The sequence below is a fragment of the Anaerolineaceae bacterium oral taxon 439 genome, assembly GCA_001717545.1.
Lineage (GTDB): Bacteria > Chloroflexota > Anaerolineae > Anaerolineales > Anaerolineaceae > Flexilinea.
The window spans coordinates 1,629,345-1,654,679 of record CP017039.1 but is presented as its reverse complement, the minus strand read 5'-3'; the positions used below and the strand labels follow the sequence as shown (position 1 = coordinate 1,654,679).

23 protein-coding genes and 1 tRNA gene are annotated in these 25,335 nt (G+C 49.9%); 12 read left to right on the top strand and 12 right to left on the bottom strand.

The features are described from left to right. Positions 1 to 20: 20 nt before the first annotated feature. Positions 21 to 1,046 (top strand): alcohol dehydrogenase, encoded by a 1,026-nt coding sequence (locus tag BEQ56_07435; protein AOH43322.1) that lies wholly within the window; start codon positions 21 to 23, stop codon positions 1,044 to 1,046. Positions 1,047 to 1,082: 36 nt separating this feature from the next. Then, positions 1,083 to 1,850, top strand: coding sequence for a short-chain dehydrogenase (locus BEQ56_07430; protein AOH43321.1), 768 nt, complete (start codon positions 1,083 to 1,085; stop codon positions 1,848 to 1,850). 35 nt (positions 1,851 to 1,885) lie between these two features. On the opposite strand, the gene BEQ56_07425 is transcribed toward BEQ56_07430, so the two are convergent. Continuing rightward, positions 1,886 to 2,998, bottom strand: a complete 1,113-nt coding sequence (locus BEQ56_07425) for a hypothetical protein (GenBank protein AOH44453.1) — start codon at positions 2,996 to 2,998, stop codon at positions 1,886 to 1,888. A 542-nt stretch (positions 2,999 to 3,540) separates the two neighbouring features. Between BEQ56_07425 and BEQ56_07420 the strand changes: the two genes are divergently transcribed. Genes BEQ56_07420 through BEQ56_07410 form a run of 3 tightly spaced genes read left to right on the top strand, consistent with a single transcriptional unit; the run spans position 3,541 to position 7,084 of the window. Continuing rightward, a complete protein-coding gene (locus BEQ56_07420) occupies positions 3,541 to 5,061 on the top strand; it encodes a D-xylose ABC transporter ATP-binding protein (protein ID AOH43320.1) in 1,521 nt (506 codons plus the stop codon). A gap of 5 nt (positions 5,062 to 5,066) precedes the next feature. Continuing rightward, positions 5,067 to 6,041 carry a hypothetical protein gene (locus tag BEQ56_07415; GenBank protein AOH43319.1) on the top strand — a complete coding sequence of 325 codons (975 nt, stop codon included), beginning with the start codon at positions 5,067 to 5,069 and terminating at the stop codon, positions 6,039 to 6,041. Positions 6,042 to 6,061: 20 nt separating this feature from the next. Next, on the top strand, positions 6,062 to 7,084 hold the full coding sequence (locus BEQ56_07410; protein AOH43318.1) for a hypothetical protein: 1,023 nt from the start codon (positions 6,062 to 6,064) through the stop codon (positions 7,082 to 7,084). 157 nt (positions 7,085 to 7,241) lie between these two features. Here BEQ56_07410 and BEQ56_07405 read toward each other — a convergent pair whose 3' ends face one another. The 5 genes from BEQ56_07405 to BEQ56_07385 all read right to left on the bottom strand — a co-directional run bounded on the left by BEQ56_07405 (position 7,242) and on the right by BEQ56_07385 (position 13,359). Then, positions 7,242 to 8,411, bottom strand: coding sequence for an alcohol dehydrogenase (locus BEQ56_07405; GenBank protein ID AOH43317.1), 1,170 nt, complete (start codon positions 8,409 to 8,411; stop codon positions 7,242 to 7,244). A gap of 110 nt (positions 8,412 to 8,521) precedes the next feature. Next, positions 8,522 to 9,475, bottom strand: a complete 954-nt coding sequence (locus tag BEQ56_07400) for a hypothetical protein (GenBank protein ID AOH43316.1) — start codon at positions 9,473 to 9,475, stop codon at positions 8,522 to 8,524. 57 nt (positions 9,476 to 9,532) lie between these two features. Further along, positions 9,533 to 10,483 carry an ABC transporter permease gene (locus BEQ56_07395; GenBank protein ID AOH43315.1) on the bottom strand — a complete coding sequence of 317 codons (951 nt, stop codon included), beginning with the start codon at positions 10,481 to 10,483 and terminating at the stop codon, positions 9,533 to 9,535. 14 nt (positions 10,484 to 10,497) lie between these two features. Further along, complete coding sequence (locus BEQ56_07390; protein AOH43314.1) at positions 10,498 to 11,997, bottom strand: D-xylose ABC transporter ATP-binding protein; 1,500 nt, start codon at positions 11,995 to 11,997, stop codon at positions 10,498 to 10,500. Between the two features lie 123 nt (positions 11,998 to 12,120). Next, positions 12,121 to 13,359: a sugar kinase gene (locus tag BEQ56_07385; GenBank protein ID AOH43313.1), complete on the bottom strand. Its 1,239-nt coding sequence runs from the start codon at positions 13,357 to 13,359 to the stop codon at positions 12,121 to 12,123. 476 nt (positions 13,360 to 13,835) lie between these two features. Between BEQ56_07385 and BEQ56_07380 the strand changes: the two genes are divergently transcribed. After that, complete coding sequence (locus tag BEQ56_07380) at positions 13,836 to 14,870, top strand: hypothetical protein (protein ID AOH43312.1); 1,035 nt, start codon at positions 13,836 to 13,838, stop codon at positions 14,868 to 14,870. Between the two features lie 90 nt (positions 14,871 to 14,960). Here the strand turns inward: BEQ56_07380 and BEQ56_07375 are convergent. Together BEQ56_07375 and BEQ56_07370 are read right to left on the bottom strand one after the other, a co-directional pair. Continuing rightward, positions 14,961 to 15,035: transfer RNA gene (locus tag BEQ56_07375), tRNA-Met, on the bottom strand. A gap of 102 nt (positions 15,036 to 15,137) precedes the next feature. Continuing rightward, on the bottom strand, positions 15,138 to 15,857 hold the full coding sequence (locus BEQ56_07370) for a hypothetical protein (GenBank protein ID AOH43311.1): 720 nt from the start codon (positions 15,855 to 15,857) through the stop codon (positions 15,138 to 15,140). Between the two features lie 154 nt (positions 15,858 to 16,011). On the opposite strand from BEQ56_07370, the gene BEQ56_07365 reads away from it, so the two are divergent. The 4 genes from BEQ56_07365 to BEQ56_07350 are packed head-to-tail and all read left to right on the top strand — an operon-like array spanning position 16,012 to position 19,094. Beyond that, positions 16,012 to 16,470, top strand: coding sequence for a hypothetical protein (locus tag BEQ56_07365; protein AOH43310.1), 459 nt, complete (start codon positions 16,012 to 16,014; stop codon positions 16,468 to 16,470). 36 nt (positions 16,471 to 16,506) lie between these two features. Continuing rightward, positions 16,507 to 17,274, top strand: coding sequence for a sporulation initiation inhibitor Soj (locus tag BEQ56_07360; GenBank protein ID AOH43309.1), 768 nt, complete (start codon positions 16,507 to 16,509; stop codon positions 17,272 to 17,274). 47 nt (positions 17,275 to 17,321) lie between these two features. Continuing rightward, the gene (locus BEQ56_07355) at positions 17,322 to 18,203 is read left to right on the top strand and encodes a stage 0 sporulation protein J (protein ID AOH43308.1); all 882 of its coding nucleotides are present in this window, start codon (positions 17,322 to 17,324) and stop codon (positions 18,201 to 18,203) included. A 33-nt stretch (positions 18,204 to 18,236) separates the two neighbouring features. Continuing rightward, positions 18,237 to 19,094, top strand: coding sequence for a hypothetical protein (locus BEQ56_07350; protein ID AOH43307.1), 858 nt, complete (start codon positions 18,237 to 18,239; stop codon positions 19,092 to 19,094). On the opposite strand, the gene BEQ56_07345 is transcribed toward BEQ56_07350, so the two are convergent. Genes BEQ56_07345 through BEQ56_07335 form a run of 3 tightly spaced genes read right to left on the bottom strand, consistent with a single transcriptional unit; the run spans position 19,074 to position 21,691 of the window. Further along, complete coding sequence (locus tag BEQ56_07345) at positions 19,074 to 19,262, bottom strand: hypothetical protein (protein AOH43306.1); 189 nt, start codon at positions 19,260 to 19,262, stop codon at positions 19,074 to 19,076. The two genes, BEQ56_07350 and BEQ56_07345, sit on opposite strands and share 21 nt — an antisense overlap. 8 nt (positions 19,263 to 19,270) lie before the next feature. Next, positions 19,271 to 19,990, bottom strand: coding sequence for a hypothetical protein (locus BEQ56_07340; GenBank protein AOH43305.1), 720 nt, complete (start codon positions 19,988 to 19,990; stop codon positions 19,271 to 19,273). Between the two features lie 30 nt (positions 19,991 to 20,020). Beyond that, positions 20,021 to 21,691 carry a hypothetical protein gene (locus BEQ56_07335; protein AOH43304.1) on the bottom strand — a complete coding sequence of 557 codons (1,671 nt, stop codon included), beginning with the start codon at positions 21,689 to 21,691 and terminating at the stop codon, positions 20,021 to 20,023. A gap of 152 nt (positions 21,692 to 21,843) precedes the next feature. On the opposite strand from BEQ56_07335, the gene BEQ56_07330 reads away from it, so the two are divergent. Both BEQ56_07330 and BEQ56_07325 read left to right on the top strand, forming a co-directional pair. Continuing rightward, positions 21,844 to 23,028, top strand: a complete 1,185-nt coding sequence (locus tag BEQ56_07330; GenBank protein AOH43303.1) for a hypothetical protein — start codon at positions 21,844 to 21,846, stop codon at positions 23,026 to 23,028. Between the two features lie 259 nt (positions 23,029 to 23,287). Continuing rightward, positions 23,288 to 23,884, top strand: a complete 597-nt coding sequence (locus tag BEQ56_07325; protein ID AOH43302.1) for a hypothetical protein — start codon at positions 23,288 to 23,290, stop codon at positions 23,882 to 23,884. A gap of 235 nt (positions 23,885 to 24,119) precedes the next feature. Here the strand turns inward: BEQ56_07325 and BEQ56_07320 are convergent, their stop codons facing one another. Further along, positions 24,120 to 25,244, bottom strand: a complete 1,125-nt coding sequence (locus tag BEQ56_07320; protein ID AOH43301.1) for a hypothetical protein — start codon at positions 25,242 to 25,244, stop codon at positions 24,120 to 24,122. Between the last annotated feature and the right edge of the window lie 91 nt (positions 25,245 to 25,335).

Here is a 25,335-nt window from a genome sequence, read left to right as displayed (position 1 = left end):
TAAGAAAGGAAGGAAATCACATGCTTCAGCAAGTTATGACGGCTCCGGGAAAAATCGAGTTCCGCGAAATCCCGGTTCCTGAGATCAACGCAAATCAGGTCTTGATTAAAATGATGCATATTGGAATCTGCGGTTCGGATATCCACGTCAACCACGGAAAGCACCCGTTCACCTCTTACCCGGTTACGCAGGGGCACGAAGTCTCGGGCGAAATCGTCGCGGTCGGCGCTGACGTCGCGGATTTCAAGCCCGGCCAGAAAGTAACCGTCCAACCGCAGGTCGTCTGCGGAAAATGTTACCCCTGCCGCAACGGGAAATATAACCTATGCGAAGAGCTTAAAGTCATGGGATTCCAGACGACCGGCATGGCGTCGCAATTCTTCGCAACGGAAGCCGAAAAAGCTGTCGCGCTTCCCGACGGCGTGAGCCTGGTTGAAGGGGCGATGATTGAGCCGTTGGCGGTCGCCGTCCATGCAATCCGGCAGGCGGGCGACGTGACCGGGAAGAAGATCGTCGTTTTAGGCGCGGGTCCGATCGGGAATCTCGTCGCCCAGACGGCCAAAGGACTGGGCGCGGCGGAGGTCATGATCACCGATATCAGCACTTTCCGGCTGCGGAAAGCCGCCGAATGCGGCGTGGATCACTGCGTCAATACCGGCGTCGAGAACCTCGGCGACGCGATCGCGAAAGCCTATGGGCCGGATAAAGCCGACGTGATTTACGACTGCGCCGGGAACAACGAAACGATGGGTCAGGCGATCCGCTACGCCCGAAAAGGCAGCGTCATTATTCTGGTCGCCGTTTTCGCCTCGATGGCGACGGTCGATCTGGCGGTCGCCAATGATCATGAGCTGGATATCAATTCCAGCATGATGTATCGGCGCGAGGATTACCTTACCGCGATCGAGCTTGTCGAAGCGAAAAAAGTCAGCCTGATGCCGCTGGTATCGAAGACTTACCCGTTCCAGCGATTCGCGGACGCGTATCAATTTATCGATGAGAACCGGGATTCAACCCTGAAAGTTATTATCAACGTTCAGGAATAACCTCGGACGGATTCCGGAAAACAGAAAGGTTCATGAATGTCCTATTTAGATGAGTTATTCGGATTAGCCGGGAAAGTCGCCGTCGTTACCGGCGGCGGACGAGGAATCGGGCAAATCGTCGCAATCGGCCTGGCCAGGGCCGGCGCTGAAATCGTTATTCTAAGCCGAAGCGGCGCCGGCGAAACGGTCAAAAAGATCGAAGAGATCGGCGGGAAAGCCTACGATCTTCGTTGCGACGTGACGGTCGAATCGGACGTCGATAAGGCGCTCGCCGAGATCATGAAACGATCGGGATCGATCGACGTCGTATTCAACAACGCAGGGATCTGCATGCATCAGGGAACGTTCGAAGCGACGATCGAAGAATTCCGTCAGGTAGTCGACTGCAACCTGACCGGCGAATTTATCATGTGCCGCGCGGCGGGAAAAATCATGATCGACAACGGCATTAAAGGCAGTATCATCAATATGGCGTCGATGTCCGGGTCAATCTGCAACGTGCCGCAATGGCAGTGCTCCTATAATGCTTCCAAAGCCGCCGTGATCCACATGACGCGCTCGCTGGCGGCCGAATGGGCGGAAAGCGGCGTCCGCGTCAACAGCCTCAGCCCCGGCTATATCGCGACGCCGATGTCCGTCGATACGCCGCAGGAGCTCAAAGACGCCTGGATGCCGCTGATCCCGATGCACCGAATGGGAAATCCGGAAGAACTCATTCCGCCGGTCCTGTACCTGGCGAGTCCGGCTTCGGGATATACGAGCGGAAGCGACGTTATCGTCGACGGCTGCTACACCTGCGTCTGACGATTTTCAAGGTTCCGACCGAATCGCGGATTTATTCAGACGTCGTTCTTTTCCCAACCCGCCGCGATTCGGTCTTCCAACGCCGCCAGCGTCGGGAGCCCGTCCAATACCGAGTATGACTCGACGCAGGCAGCTCCGGCCGCTACCGCGCGGCGAACGCAAGTCCGCCAATCGCATCCGTCAAGCAGAGACGTCAGGAACGCTGCAATGCTGACATCTCCCGCGCCCAGCGAAGACAGCACGCGATCCGGCTTGTAGCTGGCTTCAAAATGCCGCAGGCCATTCCAAGGCCGCAGCGTCGCGGCGAGCTCTTTTCCAACCGACGCCAGCCGCTCTTCCGTCCCGGCCGCGACGTAATATCCGCACGCGCCGCATTTCACGCAAACAACCCCGGCGCCCAACGCAAGCAGCCGCGCCGCCAGCGTCCGGACGTCGCCTTCTTCAAGGATCGTACAGACGTCCCCGCCTCCGGCGCGCTCTTTCCAGTCCCTCAGGCGCTCCCGGTCAAGCATGTAACAGAGCTCTTCCGCGCTCGGCATGAAAATATCAACGAACGGGATCGTTCGCTCTAAGATCAATTCCCAGTTAATCCGCCCAACCGGCGACAGCGGATCAATTCCACAGCTGTCAAGCGACGTCGTAACGCCAAGCGCTTTCACCCGAGCGTACATGCGCGTCAATTCTTCGCCGCCCTGCTCATACATCCGTTTCATAATCGTCGGATAACCGAAATGAAAAAGCCTGGCCCGGGATACCAGACTGTAATCAATATCGTCCGCGGAAAAAGTATCGTTCCCCGCGGGGCAGTGCAGAAACATGCGGTCGATCCCAGGCGGCGCGAGAACGACCGAATACGCCGTGCCCTCTTCCGAATACAGCAAATAGTCCGTCGATGTGTACCGCGCGATATGGTTGAAAATCCGATCGCCGAACGCGTCTTTCCCGATCTTCGCGACCAGCGCGGTTTTCGCGCCGAAATGGGACATGGCCAGCCCTGTATTCGAAACGCAGCCGCCTGGATTCATAACCGCCTGCCTGACGATTACCGTACTGGCGGGGCGAAAAATCTCTGACATCCGGCTGATCGGCGGATGATCGAAGACCGGGGTGAAGTCCAGGCAGATCAATCCGGCAACGACGGCGTCGATCGCTCCCGTCGGGTTTTCCACATCGCCAGACGGCTCCGCCAGAGACGTTTCAGGAAATTCAGAGCTTCGCATGGGCAATTCCTTTCTGGTCGCGGGATCGTCATTCCCAGCGTTGATACGCTTAGTATACCCATCGCCGCCGGAAATGCAAAGAGACGGAGTTCACCACCCGCCAGCGAAACATACAAAAAGATATATTTTACCATTTTACATCTTATAAAAATATTCAAATTGAAGATAAATTCAACCTTGACAAACCTGCAGTTAGGCCCTAAACTTAAGCTTAGAGTTTTCAAAAAGAATATACGTAAGTTGAACGCAGCGAAATAAGCACCCCGTGCAAGTGTTAGATTTTTGCGTACAGGAAAAGAATACCATAGCCGAAAGGACAGGAGCGAAAGAAAACACGATCAGAAAAGCGTTCGCGAAAACTAAGGAAACGTTTTCTCAAACCTATTCGGCGCGCAGAGGCGTTCAGATTCAAAGAAAATATACCTGCGCGCCAGCGATTTTAGACGTTCAAACATGAAGGAGGGCGCAAGTTGGCGGTAAACGAACAGGAATTCATTCTCAACTGCAAAGGCATCAGCAAAGCGTTCGGCGGAACGCAGGCGCTTAAAGACGTACAGCTGCAAGTCCGCCCCGGCGAGGTTCATGCGTTAATGGGCGAGAACGGAGCGGGTAAATCGACGCTGATGAAAATCGTGATCGGACTGTACAAGCAGGATAAGGGCGAGATGTTCTTCGAGGGAAAACCTTATCAGGCGAAGGGCCCGGTCGACGCGATTAAAGCGGGAATCGCCATGATTCATCAGGAGCTCAACCCCGAACCGCATCTTTCCATCGCGGAAAATATCTTCCTGAAGCGCGAAGACACGGTTGGCGGAATTTTCCTGAACAAACGGAAACAGAACGATCGGGCAAACGAAATCCTTCGGCAATTTGATTTTCCCTATCAAGCTACGACGCTGATTAAGGAATTGACGCTGGCTCAGGTCCAGATGATCGAGATTATCAAAGCCGTTTCCTCCGACGCGCGCCTGATTATCATGGACGAGCCGACATCCTCGCTGGACAGCGAAGAAACCGACCATCTTTTCCGCGTCATCAAAAACCTCCGGGCCAAAGGCGTCGCAATCATCTACATTTCGCACCGGATGAATGAGATTTTTGATATCTGCGATCAGGTATCCGTTTTCCGCGACGGTATGTTTATCGATTCGCGTCCACTCGCCGAAGTTACGAAGCATGACCTGATCGCGATGATGGTCGGGCGAAAAGTAGAAAACATTTTTCCAAAGGCCGACTGTGAAATCGGGAATGTCGTTTTTGAAGCGAAGGATCTCAGCGGCAAAGGCTTCTCAGACGTCAACTTTAAAGTTCATGCCGGCGAGATTTTAGGCATCGCCGGACTGGTTGGGTCGGGACGAAGCGAAACGATGCGGGCTATTTTTGGGCTCGATCCGCTGGAATCCGGGAAGATGTATCTGGACGGGAAGGAAATCCGGATTAAATCGCCTTCCGACGCGATCGCGAAAGGAATCTGCATGGTCAACGAGGACCGCAAGAACTACGGGCTCTGCCTTCTCCGATCGCTGCGCGAAAATATTTCGCTTCCAAACCTCCCGAAACATCAGCGCGGCCTGCTCATCGACCAGGTACGCGAAAAACGCGAATGCGAAGACGTCGCGAAGCGGCTGACGGTTAAGGCAGCCAGTATCGAGCACACCGCCTATTCGCTCAGCGGCGGGAACCAGCAGAAAGTCGTAATCTCGAAATGGATCATGGCGAATCCGAAGCTGCTAATCCTGGACGAGCCGACCCGCGGCGTCGACGTCGGGGCGAAGGCCGAAATCCATGCGCTGATGTGCCAGTTTGCGGCGAAAGGGATGGCGGTTATCATGATCTCATCGGAGCTCCCGGAGGTCATGAGCATGAGCGACCGCGTTCTCGTCTATCACGAGGGTCGGATCAGCGGCGAAGTTTCCCGATCGGATATTCTTTCCGAATCAGTTACAGAAAAAGATATTTTAGCGAAGGCTTTTGGAGACGTTGCGGGGTAAAGCAAATGACAGAAAAAAACACATTGGTAAAAAAGAATAACGATGCGTTTCGGCGTTTCATGGGGAATTACGGGATCGGCGCCGTCCTGCTGATTATGATGATCGGAATCGGGATCATGGAGCCAAGGTTCGCGACGAAAGTCAATTTCATCAACGTCGCAGCGCAGGTTTCGATTAACGGCATGATCGCCTACGGTATGTGCCTGGCGATTACAACCGGCGGGATCGATTTATCGGTCGGCGCGCAGCTGGCGCTGACGAGCTGCGTCCTGGGACAGACGATCACAAACATGAACATGAATATCTGGCTGGCATGTTTTATCGCGCTGCTGGTCTCTACCGCGTTCGGCTGCCTGAACGGGATCCTGATCGCGAAGTTCAACATGTTCCCGTTCGTCGTCACCCTGTCAACACAGTTGATCATTCGCGGACTGTCGCAGGTTATCAGCTCCGGGAAAGCCATTTCATTAACCAGCGACGCTTTTAAGGGAATCTATTCGAATAAACTCTTCGGTATCCCGGTCCCGATTGTCATGCTTTTCGTTGTTACAATCATCGTCTACCTGCTGATGCATTGGACCGTTTTCGGGCGTTATATTTTCGCCGTCGGCGGGAACGTCAACGCGGCGATCGCTTCCGGCGTCAGCGAATTCAAGACAAAAGTCGGCGTGTACACGGTCAGCGGACTTCTCGCCGGGATCGCGGCGATTATCTTTACGGCGAAAACCGGATCCGCCCAGTCCAATATTGGAATTGGCTACGAAACTGACGCTGTTGCTGCCTGCGTTCTCGGCGGGACATCCTTCGCCGGCGGGATCGCGACGATTCCCGGCGTCTTAATGGGAATTTTTATCATCGGCTTTATCTATAACGGCATGAACCTGATCGGCGTTTCGTCCTACTATCAGTCGATCGTCAAAGGCAGCGTCATCGTCGGAGCCGTGCTGTTAGACATGCTGATGAATAAAAAGAATCAATAAACCAGAAAGGTACAAATCATATGTTCAAGAAGTTCATCGGTATTTTACTCGTATTAGTTCTGGCGCTCAGCCTGGCCGCCTGCGGCGGGAAGGGCGAAAAACCCGCCGGGGATTCGGCCCCGGCGAGCTCTGACGCCGGCCCCGCGGCCAAGCCGGGCGACGTCAACGGCGACGGCAAGATTGTCGTCGGCTATATTTCGAAGAACCTGACCGACCCGTTCCATGCGCCGATCAACGCTTACGCTGAAACGACGATCGAGCAGATGAAAAAAGACGGCGTGATTGACGACTGGACCGGCGTTTTAGACGGCGAAACCGACCCGAATAAGCAGATCGACCGCGCGGACGAATGCATCACCAAGGGCGCCGATTACGTGATCATCCTCCCGGCCGAATCCGAAGCTTCCGACCCGGCGGTCACGAAGCTCGTCGATCAGGGCGTCAAGGTTATCGTCGTCAATTCCAAAACCGTCAGCACCGACGAAAAAGCGATCGCTTATTGCGGTTCGAACGACGTTGAGGCCGGCCGCATGCTGGCGGACTGGGTCATCAAGAACGTCCCGAACGGCGGAAAATATATTCACTGCACCGGTATTCTCGGCAACTCTGCGCAGATCGAACGCGGACAGGGGATCATGGAAGTCATGGAGAAGCATCCGGAATTCGAGATGGTCGGCGAACCCGATACGCAGTGGTCCGGCGATAAGGCCGCCAACGCGACGACCGACGCGATCGCCCAGTATGGCGAAGAGCTCGTCGCCGTTATCGCGGATAACGATGATATGTCCTCCGCTGCGCAGCGTGCCGCGAACGATGCCGGGCGCAGCGATATCGTCTGCGTCGGCGTCGACGGCAACCAGAACCCGCTTCAGATGGTCAAGAACGGCGAATTAGGCGCGACCGTCCTTCAGGACGGCGTGGGACAGCTCGCCGCCGGGATCGACGTTATTAAAGCGGCGATTGAAGGGCGCGAATTCGATAAAGCGCCGGTGATCCCGTTCGTCCTGGTCACAAAGGATAACGTCGATCAGTACCTGAAATAAACCTAAGTTCAATCCTGTTTTTTGAGCCGAATGCGAACCGCGGACGGATGTCCGCGGTTCGTTTATTGCCAGGCTTCGCCACGCCTGAGCCGTCTGCGGAAAACGACCAGTGTCCGCAACCTGTTGTTGTGCATCCGCCAAGACGGATGCGCATTTTTTACGTACGATCGAGGCCCACTTGAAGCTGACGATAGATTTCGTCGATGTCAGCGATCACCGGATTTGCTTTATAATCCGGTAAATCGTGACTCCGGTTTGCGATCTCCCGAAGCGTATGTCGATCAACACCAAATTCTTTGAATCCCAGCCACATGCCAATTTTTTTCAGAAAAATATCAATTTCCTCACAGCACAGTTCTGCAGCTTTCAAATCCGTTTCAGACGAATAACCCGGATTAAATAACCTTGCGACCTGTGCAAATTTTTGAACCGCGTAAGGAAACGTAAACCGGGTAAAAGACGGGTAGGTTAACGCAAGACTTTCGCCATGCATAATATGCGGGCAGTATCCGCTTATCGTCATACCAATACCATGCGGCAATGTAACGCCTGCGTTCGCAATAGCAAGTCCGCCGCAAAGATCGGCCCAAGCCATGCCTGTTCGAGCGTCGAGATCGTCCCCATGGTTAACAGCACGCTCTAAAAACTTTACACAGTTTTTGATGCCTTCTAACGCAACCATATCTGTGTAAACGGAACTATTTATATTTAAATAACTCTCAAAAGAATGAGCGAAAGCGTCAAAACCGGTAGACGCAGTAATATGCGCGGGAATTGTCGCCATTAGTTCTGGATCGATCACAGCAGCTTTGGGAAAAATAAGATTATTGTAGATTGCGCTTTTTGTCCTTGTCACGGTTTCGGTCATCACTGCAACCTGAGTTACTTGCGAACCCGTACCAGAAGTCGTCGTGACGGCAATTGTCGGCAATGTCCGCTGCGGCTGAGGTTTCTTATAAAAAAGAAAATCCCATGCTTGCCCCTCATTTACTGCGGACACAGCTATCGCTTTGGCCGTATCCAATGCAGAGCCGCCGCCAATTCCTACGACGACGTCAATTTTCTGTTTTCGCGCGATTTCTGTCCCCAGGTTAATACTTTCAGTTGTTGGGTTCGGGATCACGCCTGTAAATCGAAAAACTTCCAAGTTTTCTTTTTTCAATAGTGCTTCAGCTTTATCATAAACGACCGCGAGAGGCGGCTTATCCGATTCAGTAACCAGCAAAACGCGCCTGCCAAATTTCGCCGTTTCGATTCCAATGCGATTGAAGGTTCCAACGCCAAAAAGAATTTTAGTCGTCTGCTCATACAAAAAATTATTAATCATAACTTATCCCGTAATCCAATCATCATTCTTATAAATTTAGCATCTCCGAAAAATTCATTCGAGGATGCCCCTTTCGTCGCCTGCGACAGGGCATCCTCGTTCAGATTTTATTATCTTACATAGTAACGATCGACCGTGTCGGATTCGACAAAAGTGACGCCGGTATCAACGAAAGTTGGCAGCGCCGATTTTGACAAGTCATGCGCTAAACTAAACAAGAACTCCATAGACCAATACCCCATAGAATATGTACCTTGCGCAACCGTAGCCATAATCTCGCCATTTTTTACCATATCCAGCACTGCAGAATCCGTATCGAAAGCAACAACCTTTATATCGTCCCGACCAGCCTCCATGACAGCCGTAGGGCCAGCCACACCGGCGACCCCATCCATACAGAAAACGGCGTTAATCGACGGGTCCGCCTGCAGAGCAGCGGCCATATTTTTCGTAGCTTCGATCTGATCCCCCTTATCATTAACTTTTGCTGCGACCTCTATATTCAATCCTGCGGCCACAATTTCATTCTCAAACCCGTCAACCCTTGCTTCCGAATTTTCAGCACCAACTGTATAGAGCAGCGCGATTTTCCCATCAGGAACTATATCGGCGAAATAATGAGCTGCCCGAGCGCCAACGGCTTCGTTCCCTGTCGAAAGATACGAAGCGCGTTGACTGTTCGGGGAATCTGAATCAAAGGTAACAACTTGAATCCCCTTTGAAATTGCATCATTAATCGGATCAACCAGCGCATCAGCATTAACGCAGGTAACGGCAATCCCCTTCGGGTTCTTCGCGACTACTTGTTCAAAGACTGAGACCTGCTTAGCAACGTCAGCGCTGGCATCGCCCGTATAAAAAACCTTCACACCGTGATTCCTGGCGGAATCTTCGAAACCCTGAAAGCAGGTCTTCCAATAATCGATTCCGGACAAAAATGAAATCATGTAGTATTCCTCATCCGGAGCCCCGGTAAGAACGCTCTCTTGAGCTAAAACCGGCGCAATCATGACAAGCAACATTGTAGCTAAGATAACAACCGACAAATATACATTTCTTTTCATCACAACTCCTTATTTTATTTACCTGCCGAAGAATTTCGGCATTATTCCACGAATAAACTATTTTTTTCTATGAGAGACATAATCGAGCGTTACCGCAAGGATAAGAATTGCGCCAGTCACGAAATCCTGCCAATAAACCGATACGTTCAGCATTACAAGTGCATTATTAATTATGTTTAATAAAACGACACCGAGAACAGTACCCACAACAGTTCCAACCCCACCAGCCATACTCGTTCCGCCAATAACTGCAGCAGAAATAGCACGCGTTTCAGCCATCGTGCCAAGCGTCGGCGTCGCGACATTAAATCGGGACAAGCTTAGAATTCCTGTGAGCGTTGCGAGTAAAGCGGAAAGCATGTACACACCAACCTTCACTTCAGAAACGTTAATACCGGAAAGCTTTGCCGCGTTTTCATTGCTTCCAACATAAAAAATCATTCGGAATGTAGTGATATTTTTCATTAAAAGATCAAAAATCACAGCCAGAACCATAAAGATAATAAAAATAATCGGAATATTAAATACAGATCCTCGCCCAAGCGTCCTGAACCACTGAGGAAGACCGCCCATACTTAGAGGGGAACCTTCCGTAAAAATATAAGCCGCTCCTTTTGCTAGGCTCTGCATCCCAAGCGTCACAATAAAAGGAGGCAAATCTAATTTACTGATCATCAAACCATTAAACAAACCGATTCCAATTCCGACGGTAAGAGAAGCAATTATTCCAAAAAGAATATTATCCGTTATTAAGAACGTCCAACCGACCAACACGCAAGAAAGAGCCATAACAGACCCCACCGAAAGCTCAATACCGCCGAGGACAAGAACAATCGTCAGCGCGATTGCAAGGATTCCATCCGTCGAGAGCCCTATCGCAAGCGACCGTAGATTGCTGATACTAAAAAATTTGGGTTGGAATAAACCGGTGATCAACGCAGCCAAAACCGTAATTAAAGCAACACTTGCCTCACGCTTAGCTGTCAACTTCTTTATCATAGATTTCATGGAATACCCGCTCCTTATTTAATTGAGATCTCTCCAGATGCTAATCGCAATATAGACTCCTCAGAAAACTGGTTGGATAAAAGTTGACCTGAAATCCTTCCTTCATGAATGACAATAACTCGATCACACAGGCCAATCACCTCAGGCAGTTCGGATGAAATAATGATGATTCCAATACCGGCCGAAGCCAACTCTCTAAGGAGTTTATGAATCTCTGATTTAGCGCCCACATCGATCCCACGAGTTGGTTCATCTAAAATAATAATTTTTGGATTTACTGCTAACCATTTGGAAATCACCACTTTTTGCTGATTACCGCCGCTTAAACTTGAGGCTTTCGAGTCAATAGAAGCTGTCTTAATTCCCAATTTTGAGCAATACGCAGCGGTTAATAAATCCTCTTTTCGTTTACGAATAATCAAGTCGTCAGAAATATTTTTAAGATCGACAACGCTAATATTATTCTTAACGCTCATTTCAAGAAAAAGCCCCTCTGATTTCCGGTCCTCGGTCAAATAAACAATTCCATTTCTAATACAATCACAATACCTTTCAAAGGAAATACTCTCTTGATTTAAAAAAACGGATCCCGAGGTTTTGCTGTCGATACTGCAAAGCGAGCGCATAATCTCACTCCGCCCTGCGCCGACTAACCCCGCAAAGCCCAAAATCTCGCCCTTGAATAGCCGAAAGCTTATATTAGAAAAAAAGCCGTCGTTAGAAAGATTCTCAACCCGTAAGAGCTCTTCTCCACTGTTGATATTCTTTTCGGGATACATATCTGTCAGAGCCCGCCCGACCATGCATTGAATAACCTCATCAGGACATGTATCAGAGATATTCTTCTCCTTCACAATCTTCCCATCCCGTAAAATCGTTACACGATCGCATATTTCGAAAATTTCAGCCATTCTGTGGCTAATATATAAAATACTGAGTCCTTCCTCCTTAAGACTCCGAATAATATCAAATAACTTTTTAGTTTCTTTCTCAGACAAAGAAGAAGTCGGTTCATCCAGAATCAACAACTTAGATTTAAGCGATATAGCTTTGGCTATCTCAACAATCTGTTTTTCTGAAACGTTTAACGAAGAAACGATTCTTTCAGATGTAAATGGAACCGAGAATCGTTCCAATACACGATTTGCCTGATCAAATAACTTCACATAATCGACAGCTAAATACCTTTTAGGAAGTCGGCCGATAAAGATATTTTCCGCAATGGTGAGCTCCTCACATAAAATCAGTTCCTGATGAACAAAGCTGATTCCCAGATCCTGCGCGTCTTTTGGACGTCGAATACTTACCTGATTTCCCTCAAAAAAAATGGTTCCTTCCGTCGGCAGAAATACACCGCCAATGATATTCATCAGCGTTGATTTTCCAGCCCCATTTTCGCCGCATATTGCATGGACAGATCCCTTCCTCACTTTGAAATGAACATGATCCAACGCAATTGTTCCAGGGAAACATTTTGTAATATTGTCAACCTCTATTAATATACTTTGACTCATAATATCCGCCTTTGGTAGTTTGAGCCGCATCAGTTGAACTTAGTTAAGTAAACTAAGTATAATGGGAAAGGGGAAAAGAGAAAACAGGCATTTGTCATTTAGATCCTATGATAAAAGTACCATTTACAATGGTATATCAAGGGAATCAATAAATCCACCATTATCAATCAACTGTTTAATAAGGAGCGTCGCCGCACCGATAGCTGACGCGTTATCTCCCAGCTTGCCATATTTAATCTGTACTTTTCTCCCTGCAAATCGCATTTGATTATTCTGAATAATAATTTCGAGATTCTCTTTAAACGTTTCGCTGGATTTTGTTATTCCTCCCGAGAGGATAATCTGTTCAGGATCAAATAAGTTGATTAATGCTGCAATTCCGATCCCAATATATTCAACAGCATTATTAATTACCTTTTTGCAAAGTTCATCATCCAAAAAAGCTGCCTTAAAAACCAGTTTAGCGTCAATCCTCGATAAGTCACCACAGCACATTTCTGTCACAATGGAACTGGTTCCCTGTTCCACCATATACTTGATTTGATTCGCGATTGCATATCCGGAAGAGATAGCTTCCAAACAGCCGCGGTTTCCACAGCTACAGATCGGACCATTTTTATCCAAAATGATATGTCCAAATTCACCATTACTGCCGCTGGAGCCTTGAATGATTTCGCCGTTCTCAATAATTCCCGCACCGATTCCATATCCTAAATTCACACAGATCAGATCGTTAGAGTCAGTCCCCGCGCCAAACCAATGCTCGCCTAACGCCAACGTTCGATTGGAATTCTCAAGAACCGTTCTGAACGAAAACTCCTCCTCAAATTTTTCAATCAGCGGGATATGCTCCCAATTAAAGTCAGGAGAAAATAAAACGACGCCAGCTTCCGTATCCAACAGCCCGGGCATGCCGATTCCCAATCCCAGGATTTCGTTCTCATTCAAACTGCTCTCGGCAATTAACTCCTTTACTAAGACAATTAATCGTTCAATAAGTTCACTCTCAGGATGTGTTTCTTCTGTTCTGATTTCTTTCTTCGCAATAATTTTTGCAGACATATCCATCACAAGAGCGCGGATCTTATTTCGCCCTATATCTAACCCAATCGTGCAGAATGAATTAGGTATAAACTCATAGAGCTCCGGCCGCTTGCCCCCAATCGATTTACGTTTTCCAATCACACGAATTAAATTTATTCTGCTCAATTCGTCAGTAATCTTCATCACAGTAGGGATGCTTAATCCGGTAACATGCGCTACCTCCGCCCGATTTATCGGTCCATTCCGTCGAATCAAATCCAGGATAAGCCTTCGATTCATTTTTGAAATAAGATTATTGTCAAATTTATTTTTCATCATACGATTAACTCCCCCCTCAAAAAAAAAGAGACAAAATATGATCCTATAACTCTCATGCAGCTAATGCCATGCGTCATTCATACTTACATTATTTAGAATACAGCTCCGCTTAAAAAGCTTAGACTACAGAGTATAATGCACTTTTTTCGAACCCGCCTTTCATTTCATCTTTACTTTCCTGATAAAGAAAGAAACAGATGTCCTTCTCCAACGGCCGCCCCATCGCAGGACGCGAAGATAGAAATTACAGCGTCAACCCCGCTTCACACACAATAAAGGCCTATCTTCAGAATCCGGCGCGCCCCGCCAAAATCGAGAAAAACCTTTCATCGTCAGTCAAGCCACAGATCCAAATCAAGTTAGCTGAACAAACACGAGTATAATAATAGGCGCCGGTATACACATGCCGAATCCTTCGGATCACAGATCCCGATCGTCGGCGGGATCCTGGATTTCTTCATCTTTAAGGAGCCTCTATGCCATTAAAGCGCAGCAGCCTGATTTATTTCTGCGTTCTGCTTCTTGCCCTTTTCGTCAGCGGCACTCCGCTCTATTCGCAGTCTACGCAAACCTTCTCAACCGAGCCAAACCCGCTCCAGATCAGCGAAATGCGCCGCGCCGTATATCCAGGGAGCGGTATCACGATCGAATCCACCGTTGTTGCTGGTCTTTACTACAATCAATACGTCGCTTCTTATCAATCGGATGGAAATAAGATTGACGCGCTCATGTCCGTACCGGTCGGCGAAAAACCAGCGCACGGCTGGCCCATTATCGTATTTAATCATGGATATATTGCCCCAAGCGAATATCGGACGACTGAACGCTACGTCCGATATGTCGAGTCGCTCACGCTCGCCGGCTACATCGTTTTTAAACCGGACTATCGCGGCCACGGCAGCTCCGAAGGCGAGCCTGCTTCCGGCGGCGGCTACGGCGATCCCGGCTACACAATCGACACACTGAACGCTGTCGCCGCGCTTAAAGCTTATCCAGACGCGGACCCGAATCGAATCGGCATGTGGGGTCATTCGATGGGCGGACAGATCACGCTCCGCGCCATGACCGTCAGCAAGGACATCAGGGCCGGCGTCATCTGGGCGGGAGTCGTCTCCCCCTATCCGGATATCATCGCCAGGTGGCACCGGATTCACAGCAGGGTTCAACTCTCTCGCGAAGGCCAATCCTGGGCTAACAGCTTCAACTCGTGGTACGAAGCAGCGTCGCAGCGTTACGGGACGATTGAGGAAAACCCGGCATTCTGGGCCTCGGTCTCGCCGAACGCCTATCTCTCGGAAATTTCAGGACAGGTCCAGCTGCACCACGCGCGAGGGGATCCCGTCGTCCCGCTCGCCTGGTCCGAGATCTTAGCCGGCGAATTCAAGGAGATGAGAATTCCTTATGAATTCTATATTTATGAAAATGACGACCATAATATCAGTAACAATTTCGCTGTCGCCATGCGCCGGACGATCCAATTCTTCGATTCGCATGTTAAATACGCACCCTGATCGCCAACGTAAAACTGAAATACCTGCGCATCATCGCGCATGCAGTCCATAGAAAAAAACCGGATTTAATCCGGATTTTTTCTATATCATTTGTGGCGAGGGTGGGAGTCGAACCCACGACAAAGGGCTTATGAGTCCCCTGCTCTGCCACTGAGCTACCTCGCCATGAACTGCAATATCATACTATAGCCCAATCCATTTGTCAAATAGCCTTTCCAGCAGCGCATTTTCCCAAACGGCTATGCGCAGCAGGGCAGCCGAAACTTATCAATCCGCCGTCAGGTCAAAAATCGACCGATAATCGCCCGCCCCGATTACGACATGATCCAACAGCGCAATTTCGAGAATCCGGCCTGCTTCTTTAACATTGCGCGTGACGACAAAATCGAGATCGCTCGGCGTCGGATCGCCGCTGGGATGATTATGAACCAGGATAATCCCCATCGCCTTCCGGCTGACCGCGCCCTGAAAAACCTCGGCGATCCGAATCGTCGAAGCGTTGACCGATCCTTTATACAACTGATCGATCGCAAGAACCCGATTTTTCGAATCTACATTGATAACCCAAAGCTCTTCATGATCCAGCGACCGCATTTTCGCGCAAACCAGCTCATAAACATCCTCCGCAGAGCGAATCTGCCGCGATTCACGGTTCGCTGTCGCTTCATGAATCCGTTTCCCAAATTCAATCGCCGCGATCAGCTCCGCGGCCTTCGCCTCGCCAATCCCCTTGACCTGCCGAAGCTGATCAAACGTGACGCGATCCAGCCCACTTAATCCGCCGAACCGCCTCAGGATCATCTCCGCAAATTCAAGAACACCCATACCGGACGTCCCCGTTTTCAGCAACACTGCCAGCAGTTCATAATTCGTCAGCGATCCAGCCCCCGCCAGGATAATTCGCTCCCGAGGACGGTCCGTCCGCGGCATCTCCTTAATACGAAACGCCGTCGTTATCTTTTCGCAATCATCCGAATCAAAAGCCATGGTCCTTCGCCCATCCTGCGCACCTCAAAATCGTTTTCTAATTATAGCGGAATTTTGGGCATTATTCTTAGTTTTTCATCAATAATCACGACCGAACCGCATGATAAAATCCATGCTATAATTCACACGTTAAACGTGGAGCTGAAAGGACGAGTTGGACGCAAACCTTTTATCAAACCTTTCCGTCATTGCGATCGCGGTTCTCAGCGCGTTTTCAGCGGCGCTCTGGCTCGGGATAACGTTTTGGGTTTTACGGGACATCCGTTCGCGTTCGAGAGACCCGCTGATCGTTATTTTAGCGGGCCTGATCGCTCTCGCGCTTCCGTTCTTCGGCGTTATCCTTTACCTCCTCCTTCGCCCAGCTCAGACGATCGAGGAAAAATATCTCAGCGCGCTTGAAGAAGAAACGCTGATCCAGGAAATCGAACGGCGCCCGAAATGCCCCGGCTGCGGGCGGGAGATCCAATCAAAATGGATTCTTTGCCCGGCCTGCCACACGAAGTTAATGAAGAAATGCGTAAAATGCGAAGAGGTTTTAGAATTACCTTGGACGCTTTGCCCATACTGCGGCGCGCCTCAGCATAAACCGCAAGCCGATACCGGTCGTTCTTAGAGAAGAAAAAGGTCTTTACCGAAGGGAATTTTTTTTATGAAAATCTACGCTCTGATTAATCAAAAAGGCGGCGTTGGGAAAACGACGACAGCGGTCAGTTTAGGTTCCGCTTTATCCGAACAGGGTATGCGCGTTCTGGTCGTCGACATGGATCCGCAGGCGAACGCGACCGCTTCGATCGGAATCGATAAAAGTACGATCAAAAACGGTTCATACCAGGTCCTGATCGGAGCGACGACGATCGCGCCGAATATCGTTTACAACGATGAATTCAAGCTTTCGATTTTACCGGCGTCGCCGGACCTTTCCGGCGCTGAGATCGAGCTGAGCGATTTCGATAACCGCGAATCGATCTTGAAAAACGCGCTGACCGCCGTCCAGGAGAATTACGACTATATCCTGATCGACTGCCCGCCTTCGCTGAGCCTGCTGACGATCAACGCGCTCGTCGCCTCTAAAGACGGCGTTATTATCCCGGTGCAATGCGAATATCTTGCGCTCGAAGGCCTTTCGCAGCTATACTCGACCATCCTTAAAGTCCAGCGATCCTTCCCGTACGTCCGCGTTCGCGGCGTCGTATTGACCATGTTCGACGGGCGGACACGGCTGGCGATCGACGTCGTCAACGAAGTTCGGCAGTTCTACCCGGATAAAGTCTTCAACTCGATTATCCCGCGATCTATCCGACTGGCGGAAGCGCCTTCGTTCGGTCAGCCGATTAACTACTATTCCAAAGACAGCAACGCCAGCAAAGCGTACGAAAGCTTAGCTAAAGAAATTATCGGGCAGGATCAGAAAAACTAAATGGTATCAATGATATTCATTTCAAACAGGGAGGGGGGTCATTAAACATGAGCGCACAAAAAAGAGTAGGGTTAGGACGCGGTTTAGGCGCGTTAATTCCGACGATCGAGAACGAAACACGGCCAGCGTCGGACGAAGTAGTCCTTTCCGTCGCGATTTCCGATATTCAGCCCAACCCCCGTCAGCCGCGGACCGCATTCAACGAGGAAGAGCTGAAAGACCTGAGCGAATCGATCCTTGCGCATGGTATCATCCAGCCGCTGATCCTGACGATTGACAACGAAACGAAAAAGTACTTCCTGATCGCCGGCGAACGCCGCCTGCGCGCCGCCGAACTCGCCGGGCTGCAGATGGTCCCCGCGATCGTTCGAACGGCTTCGGATCAGGAACGCCTTGAACTCGCGCTGATCGAAAATGTTCAGCGCGCTGACCTGTCGCCGATCGAGACCGCCGAGGCCTATCGGAGCCTTGAAGAAAATTTCGGCCTGACGCATGAGGAAATCGCTAAACGCGTCGGGAAAAACCGCTCGTCGGTCACGAACACGCTCCGGCTCCTGAAGCTTCCGGAAATTGTATTGCGCGCGCTCCGCTCCGGCGCGATCAGCGAAGGCCACGCGCGCGCATTGCTGGGCTGTGGAACCGAACAGGCGCAAGTCACCACATTGCAGGCGATCCTGACGCAGGGCCTGAACGTCCGGCAGACCGAAGCGTTCGTTCGCAAGCTTTCCGGCCAATCCGAAGAATCCCCGGCCGCAAAAAAATCGAATCAGGTTTCGCCGGAAATCAGATCGATCGAAGAAGCGCTGATGCATTCCGTCGGTACGCGCGTCACGCTGCACCCCGGGAAAAATGGCGGGACGATCCATATTCATTATTATTCCAACGATGAATTGAATGACCTGATCGAACGGTTTTCGACGTTCCGCTGAGATCGGCGGCGCGATTTTCCTTTTATCCATCCAATGCTCAGAAGCTGCTCGCCGGAAAATTTTGATCCGGCGGGTCTTTTTAACGATCCTGACGAAGCCTACTTTCATCCGGGTTGGCACCGGGCCAACGACTATATCTTTGAATGCCGCTGCTACCAGGCGGAAGCGCCCGAATCCGAGCGGAACCGAACCGTCCCTTTCACCTTCGGATTGAAGCAGGTTACAGAAACCGCCGCCTGGATCGAATTCGCGGCCGCGCCCGGGCCTGGCCTCGTGACCGCCGCGGAAGTCCTGACGATCCGCGACGCCTGCCGCGCGCTTGGAATCCGGGAATGCCTGATCCTTCCACGCCGACAGAACTTTCTAATTGACATACTGCTGCGAACGCTTCCGTTCCGCCCGATCGACCGCCTGATCACGCTTTACAGGAGTCAGGCCCAACCGGAAGATCGGTCGGGAACGGACTTCGGCCCGCTCGAATACCGTCCCTGCGCTCCGGATCGCCGAACCGAATCGCGTCGTCTTCACGCGATCGACAGGTCATTTCCGCCGATCTGGCGCCTGACGCCGTTCGAATTTGACCTGGCGTTGAACGCCGCGTCCATCGTTCGAATCCTCGCTGCCCGAGACTCAGGAGAAGCCGCGGCTTACCTGCTCGCGACGCGCGATGAATTTTCGATGCATATCGACCGCGTCGCGCTGATCCCCGAAATGCGCGGGATGGGGCTCGGAACGAAGATGATCCGCCGATTTGTCGATGAGTTTTCTCATGAAATCGATATTTTCACCGTGAACACCTACGAAAAAAATACCGCAGCCGTGCGAATGTACAAAAAACTCGGATTTATCGAAGAATCCGAATCGTGGCGGCTATACGCAGCGCATGTCTGAAATCAAATCCGGGAAAGATTCGTCAATCTTCACGCCTTGGCCGAACGTCTCCTTCCGCGTCGCCCGGTAACCGATCAGGATCATCAAAAAGTCGGCCCAACGGGACCGGTCCAAGAACAGGACAACCGGAAAACAGCAGGCAAACCGGACAACCGGCCTGACAGGCAAAAAAAAGGCTACGCGAATCTTTCAACGAACCACATCATCAGCGGAGCCAGGAAAATCGCCGGAATCGCGGAGGACGCGCGAATCTTTTTTAGCCCCAACAGCGAAGAAATCCCGATCATGCCTAAGAGTATCCCGCCGGTCCCGGTCATCTCTGAAATCATCGCGTCGGACAGAAACGCATGAAACGGACGCGAAAAAAGCGTCAGGAAACCCTGATAGACCAATACGGCGAGCGCCGAAAAAGCGACGCCGATTCCCATGACCGATGCAAAGACAATCGCCGTTATTCCATCCAGCAGCGACTTCATCATCAGCAAATCGAGATCGCCGCTCAACCCGCTTTGAAACGCGCCGAGAATTCCGATCGGTCCGGTCACGAAGAAGAGAGAAGCCGTTACAAACCCCTTAATCATGCGCTGCCGATCCGATTCCTCCTGACGCGTCACGCCATAAAAGCGCGCCGAAAACGCGATAACGCGCGCGCCGGCCGATTCGACCTTCTCCTCAAGACGCGTGACTTCTCCGATAAACGTACCAAGAACGAGGCTCGTTAGGCATACAATCGCATTCTCCGATTCAAGGAACATCCCGATTCCCATGAAGATCGCGAACGTCCCTAAAATCGCGTAAAAGGTATCGCGGAGGGAACCGGAAAACTTCGATCCGAAAAAGACGCCGATGAAAGATCCGAGGATAATCGAAATACTATTCAGAACCGTCCCCAACATCGCGTCTCCACGAACGTCGTATCGGAAAACCTAATCGTTCACTTTTGTTTTCAAAACCATGAACCAGCTTCGGATCCCAGAGAACCGATCCGCCGTCTGATACATGGGGCCAACCGAAACGCCTTGAACGTTGGAACTGACGGCGAAATTATAAACCGGATTATACAGCGGCAGCGCCGGCAGCTCTTCCGCAAAAAGGACCTGAAAATTCCGATAGAGCCGCTTCCGTTCCTCTAAATCCGTTTCAACGCGCGCGGATTCCAGGTACCGGCTGATAACCTTGTTGTTCCACTGCGTATAATTCTGACCGCTTGAAATTTGCGTCTGGTCCCAGAACGGGTAGGGATCGGGATCGGGAAGATCGGATAAATTCAATTCGACGAACGCCGCCTCATAGCGCCGATCCTGAAGACGAACGTTAACGAGTTCATCATAAGGGACGGCCTCCAGGTTGACCAGAACGTTAATCTCCGCCCAGTTCCGTTGAATCGCTTCAGCGATCTGACGATGCTGATCGTCGTCAGGGTAGAGCATTGTAAAATTCAGCGTTCGCCCTTCTTTCGACCGGACTAAATCCTGTTCATTGGCAATAACGTATCCGGCTTCTTTTAAGGTTTCGACCGCTTTATACTGATCGAATTCCGTTTTGGGGAGATCGGCGTAATACGCCCAGTTCCCCGCCAGGATTGGCCCATGCGCCTGAATCGCCTGACCTTGTAATAGATCAGCGATAATCCGCTCCCGATTCAACCCAGCGAAAAGCCCGCGCCGAACTTTCTGGTCCTGAAAGAATGGGACGTCGTTATTATCCAGATTAAAGAAGACCATCGATAAAATCGGCAGCCGCGCGGTATACAGGTTCAGATTCGCCTCGGTCAGCGCCGGCTGGAGCGTTTCGCCGGAAATCAGGCTGACGCCGTCGACAAGCCCCATCTGATACGCCTGGAACGCCAGGATCGAATCGTCATAAAAAACGAAATGAATCGCTTCCAGATACGGCCGCTCGCCGTAATAAAGCGGATTTGAAACGAGATTGACGCCGGTAATATGACCGCCATCCAATACGAGCTTATCCAACCGAAACGGACCGGAGCCCAACGGCTGAATATTCATCTTCGAATCGACCATCTGGGCAAACGTCAGGTTATTCCAGATATGCCGGGGCAGGATCCCGATCGACAGGTAATCCAGAAACGGGGCGAAGGCTGCGGTCAATTCGAATTGCACCGTTTTATCGTCGATCGTACGAACCTGAATACTGTTCCAGAATTCGATCAGGTCGTCCGGGACGTACCCAACCCCCTGTTTCAGCATCTCAAACGTAAATACGACGTCGTCCGCAATCACCGGCTGCCCATCCTGCCATCTGGCGTCCTTGTCGATCGCGAAATTATAGAGCGTCCCGTCGTACGAGATCGCCCAGTTGCTCGCCAGGTCGCCGACCGGAAGCCCCTGCCTGTCGAATTTGATTAACCCGCTGTAAATCAGGCGGGTCAGGTCGAGATCGGCCTCGTTATAAAAGGAAAGCAGCGGATTGATTCGCTGAACGCTGCCGACGAGCCCTTCCGTGTAGATTCCGCCGATCGTCGGTTCAGACTCAAACGTATTCACCGGCACGGTATTCGAATCGCTTAACAATAAAATCCCGACCACCAATCCGGTCAAAAAGATAATTACCAGCTGCCATCGTATTTTTCTCATACTACAATTTTAGCGGCAACCGTTAAAAAATCAATTCTTTAAACCTGTATTCCATCACAGCAAAACAGGCGACCACATAACGAAACCGTAGCTTTTTTTCGAAAACACGAGTACTATTTACTCCACATTATGGCAGAACGAAGGAGAACTTCATGAATCTTCAAACTATCATCCCGACCAGCCATATTCTTGAATGGCGGCGGCATATTCATCAACACCCTGAACTTTCGCATCAGGAAAAAGAAACGGCGGCCTATATCCGCGCTCAACTCGAAAAAATCGGCGTCGACGAGATCGTGAGCCCCACGCCGACGAGCCTGATCGCTACGATTAACGGAGCCAGCCCCGGAAAGACGGTCCTCTTCCGCGCCGATATCGATGCGCTCCCAATCGAAGAAGAAACCGGATTACCGTTTCGCTCAGTCAACCCCGGCGTCATGCACGCCTGCGGCCATGATACCCATGCGGCAATGCTGCTAGGTACGGCGGAAGTCCTGACGCAGCTCCGCGGCGAATTCGACGGAACGGTCAAGCTCCTCTTCCAGCATGCCGAAGAGGTCACGCCTTCCGGCGCGGAAGAGATCGTCGCATCCGGCGCGCTGAAAGGCATCGACGCTGGATTCGGAATGCATATTTTCCCCAATCAAGTTCCCGGCGGGATCGGAATCGTCCCGGGCGGACACGCTTCGTCGAATTCGGATAAGTTCGATTTAAAAATCTTTGGGCATGGCGCGCATAGCTCAACGCCGCACGTCGGCGTCGATCCAATTCTCGTCGGCGCTGAAATCGTTTTGGCGCTGAATACGATCGTTTCGAGAAACGTCTCCCCGGACGAGACCGCCGTCGTCTCCGTCGGCGCGATCCACGCTGGAAACGCGAATAATATCATTCCGGACACCGCCGAAATCCGTGGAAACGTTCGCACGATTCATCCCGATACGCGCGCGTTAATCCGGAAACGCGTTGAAACGATTGTGAAATCGATCTGTGACGCGAATGGCGCGTCGTTCGAAATGAACTATGAATATAGCGTCGACATGATGATCAACGATCCCGCGCTGTCGGCTTTTGCGAAAAAAGTCTGTATCGACGCGTTGGGGGAGGATCATGTCGTCGACGCGAAGCCCATGCTTGGAAGCGAAGATTTCGCCTTCTACTGCCGCGAATTTCCATGCTGCTTCCTGTTCCTGAGCGGCGGACTGCCAGTCGAGGGTCCTGTCTACGCGAATCACCATCCCAAATTCGATATCATTGAAGACGCGCTGCCGTCCGGAACGTTGGCGCAGGTCCGGATCATATCCGATTTCCTGAAGTCGGACCTGGCGCTCATGCGGTAACTGAAGCTGGGAGAATCGGTGATTTGACTGAGGAAATCGCAAAACAGATTAACCCCCAAGAAACTGAAATATTTGCAATTAGAAACACTTGATAAGAAAACATTAGATACATATACAGAGGAAATGGAGAAGATAGAAGCGCTGTCTGATACATTTGAACAACTTCCCAAACACAAACCTCCCGTATCAGCCCATTCCATTATTCAAACAATTTTACAGTCAAAACCATTCACAAGGCACAGAATTTTTAAGAGGAATCATGAACGACATAATACTTTCATATTTATCAAATTTAGAGGAAAACAATAATCGCGACTGGTATCACAAACATAAAGCAGAAAATAAGGCAGCACAAATTGAGTTTGAAGAAATTATACAAATGCTCATTTTTGAAATCGGAAAATTTGATAACAGCATACTTCATAACAATCCAAAAGACCTTACATTCAAATTAACGCGCGATACGCGTTTTAGTCATGACAAGTCGCCATATAACCCGACTTTTAGATGTCATATATCATCGGCAGGAAAACTTCCTGTTCCTACAGGATATTTTCTTTCTATTCAACCGTGGAGTCGGTCGTTTTTAGGTGGTGGATTATTTACTGATATGTTCAAAGATGCAACACAGAAAATCCGAGATTATATTTTCAAAAATGCTGATGAGTTTTTGCATATTGTTAATAATCCGGACTTTTGCAATACATTTCAGGTTATGGGAAGCACCTTGAAAAATGTACCTTCTGATAAGAAAAAAATATTTCAGGTGTTTATATTTTATAGAAAAATCGAGCGGCAAGATTTCAGGATTTTCGCCTGCAATGGACTTACCCGGACTGATGGATGCTACAACTAACCATAGAATAGAGTTGGATATATAGAGATGGTTAAATAGGTTAGACCTTGAGCGCCAGTATTAAAAAAACCGAAAGTCCTGATAGCAAAAGTCGAGGCCGGCAATTGACTGAAAATATTTTCAAAACGGTGGGCTTTGCGTCCACCGTTTTGAAAACTTTCATCTCGCTTTATCACAAAGCAAGCATAACTATAAATTCAACAGATTAAAATTCAATCCAGTGATAGGCAAAAACTCAATCGCAGAATTTTAAATAAACGTCCCCATCGCCTGTCATGCAATATTGTTTATTATTTGTCATTACCTTAAACGATGACCGCAATATTTTAGCCATTTCAGATTCTTCGCCGCTGCTCAGGGTCGCGGCGATCGATTCGAATTTTTCGTTCAACGGAAGAAGGTTTGGTTTTTCTGTTGAGAAAGCTTTTGCAACAGGATTGAACAGTCCGGGCTTTTGCTCAAAGACACGAAGTAACCCGAGCATCCGACTGATATCGCTTAGTATCCTGCCGTTGCATTTATTCAAATAATATTCTGTCTCATTTTTAACGTTTGTCAGGTAGGATTCGTCATAGTTTTGCGCGACGTGAATTTCGACAAGGTTAGCCGCAATATAGAGTTGGATCGATAGTTCAAGACTTTCTTTAATTTTTAAAACATCGTCGGAAATACTTTTGAACTCGGCGACGTCTTTTGCGTTTGTACCTGTTTTTCCGTCAAGGTCGGAAAGATAAAACTCGATGTCCTTCATCGCAATTTTACGTGCGGCCTGTAAATTTGTGATCGCTGCCAAACGCTGTTCTTCATGAGCCATGATTGAGCGAAAGTTCCTATGGACGCTCTGAACGAAGGATATTTCAGCAAGTAATTCCGATTTTTTATCTCCATACAGGAAATCGAGAATCTTGTCTATTTTCAAATTTATCAACTTTAAATCACGGTTTATCTCGGTCATAAAGTATTGACCGGAGGCAATCGCCATTGCCTCAAACGCAAGCAACGGAACCATCACCGAGGACCCGAGCGGATGAATCGAAGCGCTTTTTGTGAACCGCCCGTCAGCAGCCTTCATCATGGTACTATAGCCGCCTTGACGAAGCTTCGTCAACATCCCTTCGATTCCTTTTGGAAAAGTCAGAACACAGGCATGCGCACTGGCTAAAGCGGTCCCAATAGAAGGAAGTTCGCCCGCCAGCGCGTTAAGTCGCCCTTTTTCTTCAGGGGATAATGACAGCTTGGTAAAGTTATTGCCAGATAGGTTTACATTCGGGTCCAGCGGCGTTATTGAAAGATCACCGTTGGCCTCCAATATTTGCAGATATTCGTTACCGCTGATATTTATAATTTCACTTTCACTCATACATCAACTCCCTATACGTAGGTGGACATAAACAATAGTATATCAGTTTTTTCACCAATGGCGTATAAGTATTTTGCAAGAATAAAATCAG

Coding starts and splice junctions, on each gene's coding strand:
- BEQ56_07435 (AOH43322.1), top strand. CDS start 21: ATGCTTCAGCAAGTTATGACGGCTCCGGGAAAAATCGAGTTCCGCGAA.
- BEQ56_07430 (AOH43321.1), top strand. CDS start 1,083: ATGTCCTATTTAGATGAGTTATTCGGATTAGCCGGGAAAGTCGCCGTC.
- BEQ56_07415 (AOH43319.1), top strand. CDS start 5,067: ATGACAGAAAAAAACACATTGGTAAAAAAGAATAACGATGCGTTTCGG.
- BEQ56_07410 (AOH43318.1), top strand. CDS start 6,062: ATGTTCAAGAAGTTCATCGGTATTTTACTCGTATTAGTTCTGGCGCTC.
- BEQ56_07405 (AOH43317.1), bottom strand. CDS start 8,411: ATGATTAATAATTTTTTGTATGAGCAGACGACTAAAATTCTTTTTGGC.
- BEQ56_07400 (AOH43316.1), bottom strand. CDS start 9,475: ATGAAAAGAAATGTATATTTGTCGGTTGTTATCTTAGCTACAATGTTG.
- BEQ56_07395 (AOH43315.1), bottom strand. CDS start 10,483: ATGAAATCTATGATAAAGAAGTTGACAGCTAAGCGTGAGGCAAGTGTT.
- BEQ56_07390 (AOH43314.1), bottom strand. CDS start 11,997: ATGAGTCAAAGTATATTAATAGAGGTTGACAATATTACAAAATGTTTC.
- BEQ56_07385 (AOH43313.1), bottom strand. CDS start 13,359: ATGATGAAAAATAAATTTGACAATAATCTTATTTCAAAAATGAATCGA.
- BEQ56_07380 (AOH43312.1), top strand. CDS start 13,836: ATGCCATTAAAGCGCAGCAGCCTGATTTATTTCTGCGTTCTGCTTCTT.
- BEQ56_07370 (AOH43311.1), bottom strand. CDS start 15,857: ATGGCTTTTGATTCGGATGATTGCGAAAAGATAACGACGGCGTTTCGT.
- BEQ56_07360 (AOH43309.1), top strand. CDS start 16,507: ATGAAAATCTACGCTCTGATTAATCAAAAAGGCGGCGTTGGGAAAACG.
- BEQ56_07355 (AOH43308.1), top strand. CDS start 17,322: ATGAGCGCACAAAAAAGAGTAGGGTTAGGACGCGGTTTAGGCGCGTTA.
- BEQ56_07350 (AOH43307.1), top strand. CDS start 18,237: ATGCTCAGAAGCTGCTCGCCGGAAAATTTTGATCCGGCGGGTCTTTTT.
- BEQ56_07340 (AOH43305.1), bottom strand. CDS start 19,990: ATGTTGGGGACGGTTCTGAATAGTATTTCGATTATCCTCGGATCTTTC.
- BEQ56_07335 (AOH43304.1), bottom strand. CDS start 21,691: ATGAGAAAAATACGATGGCAGCTGGTAATTATCTTTTTGACCGGATTG.
- BEQ56_07330 (AOH43303.1), top strand. CDS start 21,844: ATGAATCTTCAAACTATCATCCCGACCAGCCATATTCTTGAATGGCGG.
- BEQ56_07325 (AOH43302.1), top strand. CDS start 23,288: ATGAACGACATAATACTTTCATATTTATCAAATTTAGAGGAAAACAAT.
- BEQ56_07320 (AOH43301.1), bottom strand. CDS start 25,244: ATGAGTGAAAGTGAAATTATAAATATCAGCGGTAACGAATATCTGCAA.